Here is a 12,068-nt window from a genome sequence, read left to right as displayed (position 1 = left end):
CCTCGCCGCGGCCCAGGCCGCCGGCTGCGCCTTCGCCCCGCGCTGCCCCTGGCGCCAGGCTGGCTGCCTGCAGGCGCCGCCGGCCCTGCGGCCGCTGGCGCCCGGCCACCTCGCCGCCTGCCACCATGCCGAAGCCGTGATGGCTGGCGGTGCATTGGCCTCAGAATCCAGCGCAAGCTGACCACGATCGCTTCCCGGTTTCCCCAAGGAGAGCCCGCATGACCCTCAGCCGCCGACGTCTGGCGCAAGCCACTGCCCTGCTGGCCCTGCCCGGCCTGGGCCTGGACACCTTGGCGCAGCGCGCCAAGGACACCCTGGTGCTGGGCATGGTGCTCGAGCCCTCGCCCGGGCTCGATCCCACCACCGGCGCGGCTGCCGCCATCGGCGAGGTGGTGCACTACAACGTGCTGGAGGGCCTGACCAAGGTGACCGACTCCGGCGCGGTGCTGCCGCTGCTGGCCACCGACTGGGTCAGTGACCCCGACGGCAAGACCTACACCTTCAAGCTGCGCAGCGGCGTGCGCTTCCAGGACGGCACGCCGTTCAACGCCGAGGCGGTGAAGTTCAGCTTCGAGCGCGCCAAGGCGCCCGACAGCACCAACAAGGCCAAGAAGACGGTGTTCGAGAACATCTCGTCGATCGCCACGCCGCAGCCCGACGTGGTGATCCTGACGCTGAACAACCCGGATGCCACCCTGCCGTTCCGCCTGGGCGAAGCGCCGGCGGTCATCCTCAGCCCCAAGAGCGCGGCCACCACGGCCACGCAGCCGGTGGGCACCGGTCCGTTCCGGCTCGACAGCTGGCAGAAGGGCAGCGCCATCACCCTGGTGCGCTGGGACGGCTTCCGCGATGTCGCGGCCATCAAGCTGCGCCGCGTCACCTTCCGCTTCATCAACGACAACGCCGCCCAGGTGGCGGCGCTGCTGGCCGGCGACATCGACGGCATGCCGCGCTTCGGCGCGGTGCAGGCCATCGCCCAGCTGCGCGCCGACAAGCGCTTCAATGTCGAGATCGGCAGCACCGCCGGCAAGGGCATCCTGGCGATCAACAACAAGAAGAAGCCGCTGGACGATGTGCGGGTGCGCCGCGCCATCAGCCACGCCATCGACCGCAAGGCCTTCATCGACGGCGTGCTCGAAGGCCTGGCCAAGCCGATCGGCAGCCACGCCGCACCCACCGACCTGGGCTATGTGGACCTGACCGGCCTGTACCCCTACAACCCCGACAAGGCCAAGGCCCTGCTGAAGGAGGCCGGCATCACCGGCCCGCTGAACCTGACGCTGACCCTGCCGCCGCCCAGCTATGCCCGCAAGGGTGGCGAGGTGGTGGCCGCGATGCTGGCCAAGGTGGGCATCACCGCCAAGATCGAGAACGTGGAGTGGGCGCAGTGGCTGTCGGGGCCGTTCAAGGGCAACTTCGACCTGACCATCATCAACCACGTCGAGCCGCTGGACTATGTGCAGTACGCCAACCCCGACTACTACTGGGGCTACAACAGCCCGGCCTTCAACGCCCTGGTGAAGAAGCGCGCCGAAGCCAGCCGCGGCCGCGCCCAGGTGACGCTGTATGCCGACATCCAGCGCCAGATCGCCAACGACGCGGTCAATGCGTTCATCTTCAATCCGTCGCAGGTGGCCGTCTCGCGCAAGGGCCTGCGCGGCCTGTGGGCCAACTCGCCAGTGGCGGCGAATGACCTGTCCCAGGTGGCCTGGCAGTGATGTCGCAACCCCGAGGTGCCCCCATGCCCGACACCACTGCCCTCACCGCCACGCTGCGCCAGCTGGAGGAAAGCATCCTCGACCCCGCGGTGCGCGCCGACCCGGCCCGCCTGCGCGCCTTGCTGACGCCCGAGTTCATGGAGTTCGGCGCGTCGGGCCGGGTGTTCGACCGCGACGGCATCGTCGCCGTGCTGGCCGCCGAGCGGCCGCTGGCCGCGCGCCAGGCCCGCGGCTTCAAGGTGCGGCTGATCGCCCCCGGCGCGGCGCTGACCACCTGGCGGGTGCAGCGCGACGACGGTGTCGAGACGCTGCGCAGCAGCGTCTGGCAGCAGCAGGCCGATGGCCGCTGGCTGATGGTCTTCCACCAGGGCACGCTGGCCGCACGCGACGACGAAGGCACGCTATGAGTGCCCCCGAACCTGCCGCTGCGCGTCAGGCCCCCCGAGGGGGGCGAGAAAACTTGGGGCGGCCCGGCGTTTTCTCATGAAGGCGACGATCGAGCGCTTCTACGCCGCCTTCGCGCAGCTGGATGGCGACGCGATGCAGGCGTGTTACGCCGAAGACGCCAGCTTCGACGACGAAGCCTTCAGCCTGCGCGGCCGTGCCCAGGTGGGCGGCATGTGGCGCATGCTGTGCGGCGCCACCCGGGCCAAGGGCGCCGATGTGTGGCGGCTGGAGGTGCGCGACATCACCGACCGCTCGGCCCACTGGGAGGCGCACTACCGCTTCTCCACCACCGGCCGCATGGTGCACAACATCATCGAGGCCGACATCCAGTGCGGCCCCGACGGCCTGATCCGCATCCACCGCGACAGCTTCGACTTCTGGCGCTGGAGCCGCCAGGCCCTGGGCACGCCTGGCCTGCTGCTGGGCTGGACGCCGTTCCTGCGTGCCAAGGTGCGCACCACCGCGGCGGCCAACCTGCAGAAGTTCCTGACCGCGTCGCCCGGCTGATCAGCGCCGCTCGACGATGGCCGGCACCAGCTGCAGGCCGTCGCGCAGCCGCTGCGCGGCCACCTGGGCCTCGGCGCGGCTGGCATAGGGGCCGGCCTGCAGCCGGTGCAGGCTGCGCTCGTTGAACACCGCCAGCAGCGGCGCCAGCCAGGGCGCCTCGGTGGCCACCCGCTGCTGGAAGTCCATCGCCCCGTCGCGCAGGGCAAACGCGCCCAGCTGCAGCCAGAAGCCGCGCGCCGCCTTGGCTGCGGGCTGGGCCGGCGCCGCCGTCTCCGCGGGCAGCGGCGCGCCACTGACCGTGCTGCGGGCTTCGGCGGCCTGTGCCGCCGCCGTGGTGCGCTGCAGCAGGTCGCCGATGGGGTCGTCCAGCGTGCTGGCCGCCGGGCGGGCCGGCGTGCGCCCGGGCGGCGGCTCGGCGCGCAGGGCCGGTGCCAGGGCGGTGGTCTCCACCACCGGTGCAGCCGGCTTCCAGGCGCCGCTGCGGATGGCCTCGTGGGTGAGGCGCTCCACCTCCACCGGCGCCACGCCGCCCAGCACGCCCAGCTTCAGCGCCGCGGTGTAGCTCAGGTCGATCACCCGGCCCGGATGGAACGGGCCGCGGTCGTTGATGCGCACCACCACCTCGCGGCCATTGGCCGGATTGCGCACGCGTGCATAACTCGGCAGCGGCATGGTCTTGTGGGCCGCGCTCATCGCGTACATGTTGTAGGTCTCGCCGTTGGCGGTGGAGCGGCCGTGGAACTTGCGGCCGTACCAGCTGGCCAGGCCACGCTCGACCAGCGGCACATCGCCCTGCAGCGGCGCATAGGCCTGGCCCAGCACCTCGTAAGGCTTGTTCGGCCCGCCGGGGCGCAGCGGTTCCACCCGCGGCTGGGCGTCGGGCACCAGGTGCAGGTCGGGCGGCGGGTTGGCCTCGGGGCCGTCGGCACCGGTGTCGGCCGGTGGCGGCGGCCGCGGCGCGCGCGCCGGCCGGGGCGCCGGATCGCCAGGCGGGCTGGCCACCGGCCCCGGCCCTGGGCCCGGACGCGTCGGCGCGCTGCCGCAGCCCGCCAGCAGCAGCGCAGCCACGGCTGCTGCGGCCAGGGTGGCCCGGTGGCGTGGCGGCAGCGCAGGCAGGTTCATCGCGGGCCACACCCTACACCACCGCCACCCGCACATGCGGCATCCGCTGACAGACAGCCGCTGGCGGCTGCCGATAATCCGCCCGAAACCGGGCCGCTGGCCCCACCGCCCATGCCCGCTCCCGCGTCGCCCCCGCCCCCGCATCCCCGCCACCGCCTGTGGCGCGGGTTGCTGATCGCCGGCCTGGGCAGCCTGATGGCCGGCGTGGCGCTGCTGGTGGCGGTGGTGGCCTGGTTCGGGCCGCAGCTGCCCTCGCTGGACCCGGTCACCACCTACCAGCCGCGCCAGCCGCTGCAGGTGTTCACCGCCGACGGCGTGGAGATCGGCCAGTTCGGCGCCGAGCGGCGGCAGTTCGTGCCGATCGACCAGATCCCGGCGCTGATGCAGCAGGCGGTGCTGTCGGTGGAAGACGCGCGCTTCCACGACCACAGCGGGCTCGACCTGATCGGCGTGGCCCGCGCGGTGGTGGCGCAGTTCACCGGCGGGCTGCGCCAGGGCGCGTCCACCATCACCCAGCAGGTGGCGCGCACCTTCTTCCTGTCGCAGCGCTTCACGCCCGAGCGCAAGATCAAGGAGGTGCTGCTGGCGCTGGAGATCGAGCGCCGCCTGGGCAAGCCGCAGATCCTGGAGCTGTACATGAACCAGATCTACCTGGGCCAGCGCAGCTACGGCTTCGCGGCGGCGGCCCAGGCCTACTTCGGCAAGCGGCTCGAGCAGCTGAGCATCGCCGAAGCCGCCATGCTGGCCGGCCTGCCGCAGAACCCGCACTACGCCAACCCGGTGACCAACCTGGAGCGTGCCACCCAGCGCCAGCGCATCGTGCTGGCGCGCATGGTGGCCACCGGCGCCATCACGCCGGCGCAGCAGGCCGCCGCCAAGGCCGAGGTGCTGCAGCTGCGCGGCCCCGTCCAGCAGCTGCTGCGCGCCGACCATGTGGCCGAGATGGCGCGGCGCATCGTCGTCGAGCGCTTCGGCGCCGACGCCTATTCCCAGGGCCTGCGGGTGCACACCAGCCTGCGTGCGGCCGACCAGCAGGCCGCGGTGGCCGCGGTGCGGCGCGGCGTGCTGGGCTATGACAGCCGCCAGGCCTGGCGCGGCCCCGAGGGGCAGGAGAGCCTGTCGCCCGGCGGCAAGCTCGACGCCGAGGCCGCCGCCGCGCTGGCGCTGAAGGACTACCGCGATGACGACGACCTGCGCGTGGCCGTGGTGCTGCGCACCAGCCCGAAGCAGCTGCAGGTGCAGCTGGCCAGCGGCGAGCGGGTGAGCGTCAGCACCCAGGCCCAGCGCGGCGCCGAGTCAGCCATCGCCCCGGGTGCGCCGGCCGAGCTGGCGATCCGCGCCGGCTCGGTGGTGCGGGTGGTGCAGGCCGCGGGCAAGGACGGTGCGCCAGGGCCCTGGCAACTGACGCAGTGGCCCGAGGTGCAGGCCGCCCTGGTGGCGCTGGACGCCACCAGCGGCCGGGTGCGGGCGCTGGTCGGCGGCTTCGACTTCAGCCGCCAGCCCTTCAACCACGCCACCCAGGCGCGGCGCCAGCCGGGCTCGGCCTACAAGCCGTTCCTGTACTCGGCGGCACTGGAGGCCGGCGTGATGCCGGCCACCCTGGTCAACGACGCGCCCTACAGCGCGGCCAACGGCTGGTCGCCGCAGAACAGCGACGGCCAGTTCGACGGCCCGATCACGCTGCGCCAGGCGCTGGTGCGGTCGAAGAACCTGGTCAGCATCCGCGTGTTGCAGCAGGTGGGCGTGGCGCGGGCGCGGGCCTGGGGCGAGCGCTTCGGCTTCACCCGGGCCGAGCAGCCCGACAACCTGGCGCTGGCGCTGGGCGCCGGCAGCGCCACGCCGATGCGCCTGGCCCAGGCCTACGGCGTGCTGGCCAACGGCGGCTGGTCGGTGGCGCCGGTGGTCATCGAGCGCATCACCGACGCCCAGGGCAAGCCGCTGTTCGAGGCGCCGCCGCCGCCCCCGGCCGACGCCGCCAGCCGCGCGGTGCCGGCGCGCAACGTCTTTCTCACCAACAGCCTGCTCAACGATGTGGCGCGCTACGGCACCGCCGCCCGCGCCCAGGCCCAGTTGGGCCGCGGTGATCTCTACGGCAAGACCGGCACCACCAACGACGCGGTCGACGCCTGGTTCGCCGGCTTCCAGGCCGGTGCCGGCAGCCGCGGCCTGGTGGCCGTGGTGTGGATGGGCCATGGCGAGCCGCAGAGCCTGGGCGCGCGCGAATCCGGCGGCGGCCTGGCGCTGCCGGTGTGGATCGACTACATGGCCCAGGCGCTGAAGGGCCAGCCGGTGGCGCCGCGCCCCGAGCCGCCCGAGGGCCTGGCCTGGCGCGGTGACGACTGGGTCTATGCCGAGTACGCCGAGGGCGGCGGCATCACCGGCATCGGGCTGGACGAGCCCGGCGCGGTGGATCCGTCGTTGGCGGCGTCTGGCGCCGGGGCCGATCCGGCGGCCAGCGCGCCGGTCATCCGGTCGCTGCCCTTGCCCATCGGCGTCACCGCACCCGGCCCGGCGGCGGTGCCCGCACCGGCAGCCGCGCCCCGGGCGTCGGGCCCGCAGGCGCCGATGCCGGTCAACGGGCCTTGACGCGGCAGCGGCGAGAATCTGCGCACCACCACTGCCTGATCGCCGCCATGCACCGCCGCTCCCTGCTCTCCACTGCCTGCAGCCTGGCTGCACTGGCCCTGGCCGGCCCTGCCGTGGCCCAGGCCTGGCCCACCCAGCCGGTGAAGATCGTGGTGCCGGCGCCGGCCGGCAGCAGCCTGGACATCATCGCCCGCCTGCTGGCCGACAAGCTGAAGGACCGCTGGGGCCAGCCGGTGGTGGTGGACAACAAGCCCGGCGCCGGCGGCATGCTGGGCGTGGACGTGGCGGCCAAGGCCGCGCCCGACGGCCACACCCTGGCGGTCGGCTTCAACGGCCCGATCGCGTTTGCGCCCTTCCTCTACAGCAAGATGCCCTACAACCCCGGCAAGGACCTGGTGCCGGTGGTGATGACCACCTCGCAGCCCAATGTGCTGGCGGTGAATGCCGACCTGCCGGTGAAGACGGTGAAGGAGTTCGTCGACTGGGCCAAGGCCAAGGCCGGCGGCGCCAACTACAGCAGCCTGGGCCAGGGCAGCTCGGCCCACCTGACGATGGCGCTGATGATGAGCGAGGCCGGCTTCCAGGCCACCCATGTGCCGTTCAACGGCTCGCCGCCGGCGGCGATGGCGGTGGCCCAGGGCACGGCCGATGCCACCTTCATGGTGGCGCCGGCACTGCTGCCGCATGTGAAGAACAACAAGGTGCGGCTGCTGGCCACCAGCGCCGCCCAGCGGCCCGACAGCCTCAAGGACCTGCCCACGCTGGCCGAGGCCGGCTACCCCCAGGTGGAGAGCCTGGCCTGGAACGGCCTGTTCACCGCCACCGGGACGCCGGCGGCCGTGGTCGGCAAGATCAACGCCGATGTGAATGCCGCGCTGAAGGACCCGGCGGTGAAGGCCGCCCTCGACGCCCAGGGCCTGACGCCGGTGGGCGGCACGGCCGAGGACTTCAAGCGTGTGCTGGAGGCCGACAGCAAGCGCTGGGGCGCCATCATCCAGAAGGTCGGCATCAAGCTGGACTGAGGCCGCGATGGAGGACGACGCCGCCCGTGACCTCGACAAGATCGACCTGCGCATCCTGCGGGTGCTGCAGGCCGACGGCCGCATCAGCAACCTGAAGCTGGCCGAGGCGGTGCACCTGTCGCCCACCGCGGTGCTGGAGCGCGTCAAGCGGCTGACCCGCGACGGCTACATCCTGGGCTACGAGGCGCGGCTGAACCCGCTGAAGCTGGGCGCCGGGCTGATGGTCTTCGTCGAGATCCTGCTCGACCGCACGGTGCACGACGTGATGGACACCTTCCGCGCCGCGGTGCAGGTGCATGACGAGATCCTGGAATGCCACCTGGTGGCCGGCGGCTTCGACTACCTGCTGAAGACCCGCGTCGCCGACATGGCGGCCTACCGCGAGTTCATCGGCACGGTGATCTGGACCCTGCCCGGCGTGCGCGAGACCCGCACCTATGCGGTGATGGAAGAGGTGAAGCACACCACGCGGCTGAAGGTGTAGCCGCGGCCGCTCAGGCGGGGTAGGTGCGCCCGCCGAAGATGGCCGTGCCCACCCGCACGATGGTGGCGCCTTCGGCGACGGCGGCCTCCAGGTCGGCGCTCATGCCCATGCTCAGGGTGTCCAGCGCCAGGCCGCTGGCGTTCAGCGTGTCCAGCAATGCGCGCAGCGCCCGGTGCGGTGCACGCTGGGCATCCATGTCGCCCGCCGGTTCCGGGATGGCCATCAGCCCGCGCAGGCGCAGCCGCGGCAGGGCCGCCACCGCCTGGGCCGCCGCCAGCACGTCGGCCGGGGCGAAACCGCTTTTGCTGGTTTCACCACTGATGTTGACTTGCAGGCACACCTGCAGCGGGCCCAGGTGGTCCGGGCGCTGCTCGCTCAGCCGCTGGGCGATCTTGAGCCGGTCCACCGAATGCACCCAGTCCACCGCCTCGGCCACCGGCCGGGTCTTGTTGCTCTGCAGCGGGCCGATCAGGTGCCAGGTGATCTGGGGGCGCAGATCGGCCAGCGTGGCGATCTTGTCCAGCATCTCCTGCACATAGTTTTCGCCGAACTGGCGGCAGCCAGCGTCAAACGCGTCACGCACGGCCGCGGCCGGAAAGGTCTTGCTCACCGCCAGCAGCGTGACGCTGTCCACGGGCCGGCCGGCCGCAGCACAGGCCTGGGCGATGCGGCTGTGCACGCCTTGGAGATTGCCGATAACGCTCGTCATAATCCCCTCAGCCTATCGCGAAACGCCCATGGACATCACCCAACTGCTGGCCTTCTCGGTCAAGAACAAGGCCTCCGACCTGCACCTGTCGGCCGGCCTGCCACCGATGATCCGGGTCAACGGCGATGTGCGCCGCATCAATGTCGAGGCGCTGGACCACAAGGCCGTGCACGACATGGTCTACGACATCATGAACGACGCCCAGCGCAAGGCGTACGAAGACACGCTGGAATGCGACTTCTCGTTCGAGATCCAGGGCCTGGCCCGCTTCCGCGTCAATGCCTTCAACCAGAACCGCGGCGCCGGCGCGGTGTTCCGCACGATTCCCAGCAAGATCCTCACGCTCGACCAGCTCAACGCGCCCAAGATCTTTGCCGATCTGGCGCTGCGCCCACGCGGCATGGTGCTGGTCACCGGCCCCACCGGCTCGGGCAAGAGCACCACGCTGGCGGCGATGGTCAACCACCTCAACGAGAACGAATACGGCCATGTGCTGACGGTGGAAGACCCGATCGAGTTCGTGCACGAGAGCAAGAAGTGCCTGGTCAACCAGCGCGAGGTGGGCCCGCACACCATGAGCTTCGCCAACGCGCTGCGCAGCGCGCTGCGCGAAGACCCGGACGCCATCCTGGTGGGCGAAATGCGCGACCTGGAGACCATCCGCCTGGCGCTCACGGCGGCCGAGACCGGTCACCTGGTCTTCGGCACGCTGCACACCAGCAGCGCGGCCAAGACGGTGGACCGCATCGTCGACGTGTTCCCCGCTGCCGAGAAGGAGATGGTGCGGGCGATGCTGAGTGAATCCCTGGTGGCGGTCATCTCGCAGACCCTGTGCAAGCTCAAGGACGGCAGCGGCCGCGCCGCGGCGCACGAGATCATGATCGGCACCCCGGCCATCCGCAACCTGATCCGCGAGAACAAGGTGGCGCAGATGTACTCGTCGATCCAGACCGGCCAGAACCTGGGCATGCAGACGCTCGACCAGAACCTGGCCGACCTGGTGCGCCGCGGCGTGATCTCGGCCGGCGAGGCGCGGTCGAAGGCGAAGATCCCCGAGAATTTCCCCGGTTAATCAAGGGCAGTACAGATGGAACGCGACCAGGCCTCGAAGTTCATCCACGACCTGCTGCGGCTGATGGCCACGCGGGGTGGGTCCGACCTGTTCCTGACGGCCGACTTCCCGCCCGCCATCAAGGTGGACGGCAAGGTCACCCGGGTCTCGCCGCAGCCACTGACCGGCCAGCACACCATGGCGCTGGCCCGCTCGATCATGAACGAGCGGCAGGCCGCCGAGTTCGAGCGCACCAAGGAATGCAACTTCGCCATCTCGCCGCAGGGCGTGGGGCGCTTCCGCGTCAACGCCTTCATGCAGCAGGGCCATGTGGGCATGGTGATGCGCACCATCCCGCAGGTGCTGCCCACCATCGACGGCCTGGGCCTGCCGCAGGTGATGAAGGAGGTGGCGATGACCAAGCGCGGCCTGGTCATCATGGTGGGGGCCACCGGCTCGGGCAAGAGCACCTCGCTGGCGGCGATGATCGACCACCGCAACGAGAACAGTTACGGCCACATCATCACCATCGAAGACCCGGTGGAGTTCGTGCATGCGCACAAGAACTGCATCGTCACCCAGCGCGAGGTCGGCATCGACACAGACGGCTGGGAGCAGGCGCTGAAGAACACGCTGCGCCAGGCGCCCGATGTCATCCTGATGGGCGAGATCCGCGACCGCGAGACCATGGAGCATGCGGTGGCCTTTGCCGAGACCGGCCACCTGTGCATCACCACCCTGCATGCCAACAGCGCCAACCAGGCGCTCGACCGCATCATCAACCTGTTTCCCGAAGAGCGCCGCCAGCAACTGCTGATGGACCTGTCGCTGAACCTCAAGAGCATCGTCAGCCAGCGCCTGCTGCCCAAGGAGGAAGGCAAGGGCCGCATCGCCGCGGTGGAGATCCTGCTGAACACGCCGCTGATCAGTGAGCTGATCTTCAAGGGCGAGGTCGCCGAGATGAAGGACCTGATGAAGCGCAGCCGCGAGCTGGGCATGCAGACCTTCGACCAGGCGCTGTTCGACCTGTACGAGGCCGGCGAGGTGACCATGGAAGACGCGCTGCGCAACGCCGATTCAGTCAACGACCTGCGCTTGCAGTTCAAGCTGCACAGCCAGCGCGCGCGCAACCGCGATCTCTCGGCCGGCACCGAGCACATGAGCATCATGTGAGCGCCCGACCACCCACCGAAGTGACCCCCCACCATGGCTGATCTGCTGGCGGCCTACCGCCACACCACCAAGAACCGCGCCGAGATCGAGGCCAGCACCACCTGCGGCTGCTGCTACTGCATGCAGACCTTCCCGGCCGACGAGATCGTGGCCTGGGCCGGGCTGGATTTCAGCCAGCTCGACAACCCCGATGCCGCCGATGCCGAAACCGCCGTCTGCCCGCGCTGCGGCAGCGAGGCGGTGATGGGCGACAAGTCGGGCTTCACCCTCACGCCGCAGTTCCTCGGCCAGATGAACGAGGCCTGGTTCCAGCGCACCATCGTGCGCAAGCCCGCGCCCAAGAAGTGACCCCATGACAAAAACCTACGATTCCATTCCGAGCCGCCGCGTCGCCTTCCTGGGCCTGGGCGTGATGGGCCACCCGATGGCCGGCCACCTGGCACGCGCCGGCCACCAGGTCACCGTCTACAACCGCAGCAGCGCCAAGGCCCAGGCCTGGGTGGCCGAGTACGGCGGCAAGGCCGCCCCCACCCCGCGCGAGGCAGCAGCCGGCGCCGAGTTCGTCTTCGCCTGCGTCGGCAATGACGACGACCTGCGCTCCGTGGTGCTGGGCGCCGACGGGGCGTTTGCCGGCATGGCAAGCGGCGCGGTGTTCGTCGACCACACCACCGCGTCGGCCGAGGTGGCGCGCGAGCTCTACGGTGCCGCCCGCACCCTGGGCCTGCAGTTCCTCGACGCGCCAGTCTCCGGCGGCCAGGCGGGTGCGGTCAACGGCCTGCTGACGGTGATGTGTGGCGGTGATGCCGAGCCGTTTGCCGCCATGCAGCCGGTGGCGCTGGCGTTCTCGCGCGCCGTCACCCTGGTGGGCGCGCCCGGCGCCGGCCAACTGGCCAAGATGGTCAACCAGATCTGCATCGCCGGCCTGGTGCAGGCGCTGTCCGAGGGCATCGCCTTCGGCCAGAAGGCCGGCCTGGACATGAAGCAGGTGCTCGATGTCATCGGCAAGGGCGCCGCCCAGAGCTGGCAGATGGACAACCGCGGCAAGACCATGGTCGACGGCCAGTTCAACTTCGGCTTCGCCGTCGACTGGATGCGCAAGGACCTGGGTCTGGTGATGGACGAGGCCCGCCGCAACGGCGCCCGCGTGCCCGTCACCGCCCTGGTCGACCAGTTCTATGCCGATGTGCAGGCCGCCGGCGGCAACCGCTTCGACACCAGCAGCCTGGTCACACGGCTGAAGTGACGCCGC

12 protein-coding genes and 1 pseudogene are annotated in these 12,068 nt (G+C 71.0%); 11 read left to right on the top strand and 2 right to left on the bottom strand.

Annotated features, from left to right (window positions below; translation table 11 throughout):
• The 4 genes and pseudogenes from FFT10_RS28525 to FFT10_RS26760 all read left to right on the top strand — a co-directional run.
• Window positions 1–181 (top strand): annotated as a pseudogene (locus FFT10_RS28525) (ABC transporter ATP-binding protein); the annotation flags it as partial.
• 37 nt (window positions 182–218) lie between these two features.
• On the top strand, window positions 219–1,718 hold the full coding sequence (locus FFT10_RS26770) for an ABC transporter substrate-binding protein (protein ID WP_137735949.1): 1,500 nt from the start codon (window positions 219–221) through the stop codon (window positions 1,716–1,718).
• Between the two features lie 23 nt (window positions 1,719–1,741).
• Window positions 1,742–2,125: a nuclear transport factor 2 family protein gene (locus FFT10_RS26765; RefSeq protein WP_162520942.1), complete on the top strand. Its 384-nt coding sequence runs from the start codon at window positions 1,742–1,744 to the stop codon at window positions 2,123–2,125.
• A gap of 76 nt (window positions 2,126–2,201) precedes the next feature.
• On the top strand, window positions 2,202–2,672 hold the full coding sequence (locus FFT10_RS26760; protein ID WP_137735947.1) for a nuclear transport factor 2 family protein: 471 nt from the start codon (window positions 2,202–2,204) through the stop codon (window positions 2,670–2,672).
• Here the strand turns inward: FFT10_RS26760 and FFT10_RS26755 are convergent, their stop codons facing one another.
• Window positions 2,673–3,794: a septal ring lytic transglycosylase RlpA family protein gene (locus FFT10_RS26755; RefSeq protein WP_137735946.1), complete on the bottom strand. Its 1,122-nt coding sequence runs from the start codon at window positions 3,792–3,794 to the stop codon at window positions 2,673–2,675.
• Between the two features lie 111 nt (window positions 3,795–3,905).
• On the opposite strand from FFT10_RS26755, the gene FFT10_RS26750 reads away from it, so the two are divergent.
• Genes FFT10_RS26750 through FFT10_RS26740 form a run of 3 tightly spaced genes read left to right on the top strand, consistent with a single transcriptional unit; the run spans window position 3,906 to window position 7,886 of the window.
• Window positions 3,906–6,380 (top strand): penicillin-binding protein 1A, encoded by a 2,475-nt coding sequence (locus tag FFT10_RS26750; protein ID WP_137735945.1) that lies wholly within the window; start codon window positions 3,906–3,908, stop codon window positions 6,378–6,380.
• Between the two features lie 47 nt (window positions 6,381–6,427).
• A complete protein-coding gene (locus tag FFT10_RS26745; protein ID WP_137735944.1) occupies window positions 6,428–7,402 on the top strand; it encodes a Bug family tripartite tricarboxylate transporter substrate binding protein in 975 nt (324 codons plus the stop codon).
• Window positions 7,403–7,409: 7 nt separating this feature from the next.
• Window positions 7,410–7,886, top strand: a complete 477-nt coding sequence (locus FFT10_RS26740; RefSeq protein WP_137735943.1) for an Lrp/AsnC ligand binding domain-containing protein — start codon at window positions 7,410–7,412, stop codon at window positions 7,884–7,886.
• Window positions 7,887–7,896: 10 nt separating this feature from the next.
• Here the strand turns inward: FFT10_RS26740 and FFT10_RS26735 are convergent, their stop codons facing one another.
• Complete coding sequence (locus FFT10_RS26735; protein ID WP_137735942.1) at window positions 7,897–8,595, bottom strand: YggS family pyridoxal phosphate-dependent enzyme; 699 nt, start codon at window positions 8,593–8,595, stop codon at window positions 7,897–7,899.
• A gap of 28 nt (window positions 8,596–8,623) precedes the next feature.
• Between FFT10_RS26735 and FFT10_RS26730 the strand changes: the two genes are divergently transcribed.
• Genes FFT10_RS26730 through FFT10_RS26715 form a run of 4 tightly spaced genes read left to right on the top strand, consistent with a single transcriptional unit; the run spans window position 8,624 to window position 12,062 of the window.
• On the top strand, window positions 8,624–9,667 hold the full coding sequence (locus FFT10_RS26730) for a type IV pilus twitching motility protein PilT (protein ID WP_137735941.1): 1,044 nt from the start codon (window positions 8,624–8,626) through the stop codon (window positions 9,665–9,667).
• 15 nt (window positions 9,668–9,682) lie between these two features.
• Complete coding sequence (locus FFT10_RS26725) at window positions 9,683–10,819, top strand: PilT/PilU family type 4a pilus ATPase (protein WP_137735940.1); 1,137 nt, start codon at window positions 9,683–9,685, stop codon at window positions 10,817–10,819.
• 33 nt (window positions 10,820–10,852) lie between these two features.
• Window positions 10,853–11,167, top strand: coding sequence for a cytoplasmic protein (locus FFT10_RS26720; protein ID WP_137735939.1), 315 nt, complete (start codon window positions 10,853–10,855; stop codon window positions 11,165–11,167).
• Between the two features lie 4 nt (window positions 11,168–11,171).
• The gene (locus FFT10_RS26715; protein ID WP_137735938.1) at window positions 11,172–12,062 is read left to right on the top strand and encodes an NAD(P)-dependent oxidoreductase; all 891 of its coding nucleotides are present in this window, start codon (window positions 11,172–11,174) and stop codon (window positions 12,060–12,062) included.
• Window positions 12,063–12,068 lie beyond the last annotated feature (6 nt).

Source organism: Pseudaquabacterium pictum, assembly GCF_005403045.1.
In the GTDB taxonomy this organism is placed as follows: Bacteria; Pseudomonadota; Gammaproteobacteria; order Burkholderiales; family Burkholderiaceae_C; genus Pseudaquabacterium; species Pseudaquabacterium pictum.
Note: the sequence above shows the minus strand (reverse complement) of the source record. Positions and strands in the feature narration are given on the sequence as shown.

Bases quoted from the DNA above. Each gene is read 5' to 3' on its own strand.
- FFT10_RS26770 (WP_137735949.1), top strand. From the start codon at position 219: ATGACCCTCAGCCGCCGACGTCTGGCGCAAGCCACTGCCCTGCTGGCC.
- FFT10_RS26765 (WP_162520942.1), top strand. From the start codon at position 1,742: ATGCCCGACACCACTGCCCTCACCGCCACGCTGCGCCAGCTGGAGGAA.
- FFT10_RS26760 (WP_137735947.1), top strand. From the start codon at position 2,202: ATGAAGGCGACGATCGAGCGCTTCTACGCCGCCTTCGCGCAGCTGGAT.
- FFT10_RS26755 (WP_137735946.1), bottom strand. From the start codon at position 3,794: ATGAACCTGCCTGCGCTGCCGCCACGCCACCGGGCCACCCTGGCCGCA.
- FFT10_RS26750 (WP_137735945.1), top strand. From the start codon at position 3,906: ATGCCCGCTCCCGCGTCGCCCCCGCCCCCGCATCCCCGCCACCGCCTG.
- FFT10_RS26745 (WP_137735944.1), top strand. From the start codon at position 6,428: ATGCACCGCCGCTCCCTGCTCTCCACTGCCTGCAGCCTGGCTGCACTG.
- FFT10_RS26740 (WP_137735943.1), top strand. From the start codon at position 7,410: ATGGAGGACGACGCCGCCCGTGACCTCGACAAGATCGACCTGCGCATC.
- FFT10_RS26735 (WP_137735942.1), bottom strand. From the start codon at position 8,595: ATGACGAGCGTTATCGGCAATCTCCAAGGCGTGCACAGCCGCATCGCC.
- FFT10_RS26730 (WP_137735941.1), top strand. From the start codon at position 8,624: ATGGACATCACCCAACTGCTGGCCTTCTCGGTCAAGAACAAGGCCTCC.
- FFT10_RS26725 (WP_137735940.1), top strand. From the start codon at position 9,683: ATGGAACGCGACCAGGCCTCGAAGTTCATCCACGACCTGCTGCGGCTG.
- FFT10_RS26720 (WP_137735939.1), top strand. From the start codon at position 10,853: ATGGCTGATCTGCTGGCGGCCTACCGCCACACCACCAAGAACCGCGCC.
- FFT10_RS26715 (WP_137735938.1), top strand. From the start codon at position 11,172: ATGACAAAAACCTACGATTCCATTCCGAGCCGCCGCGTCGCCTTCCTG.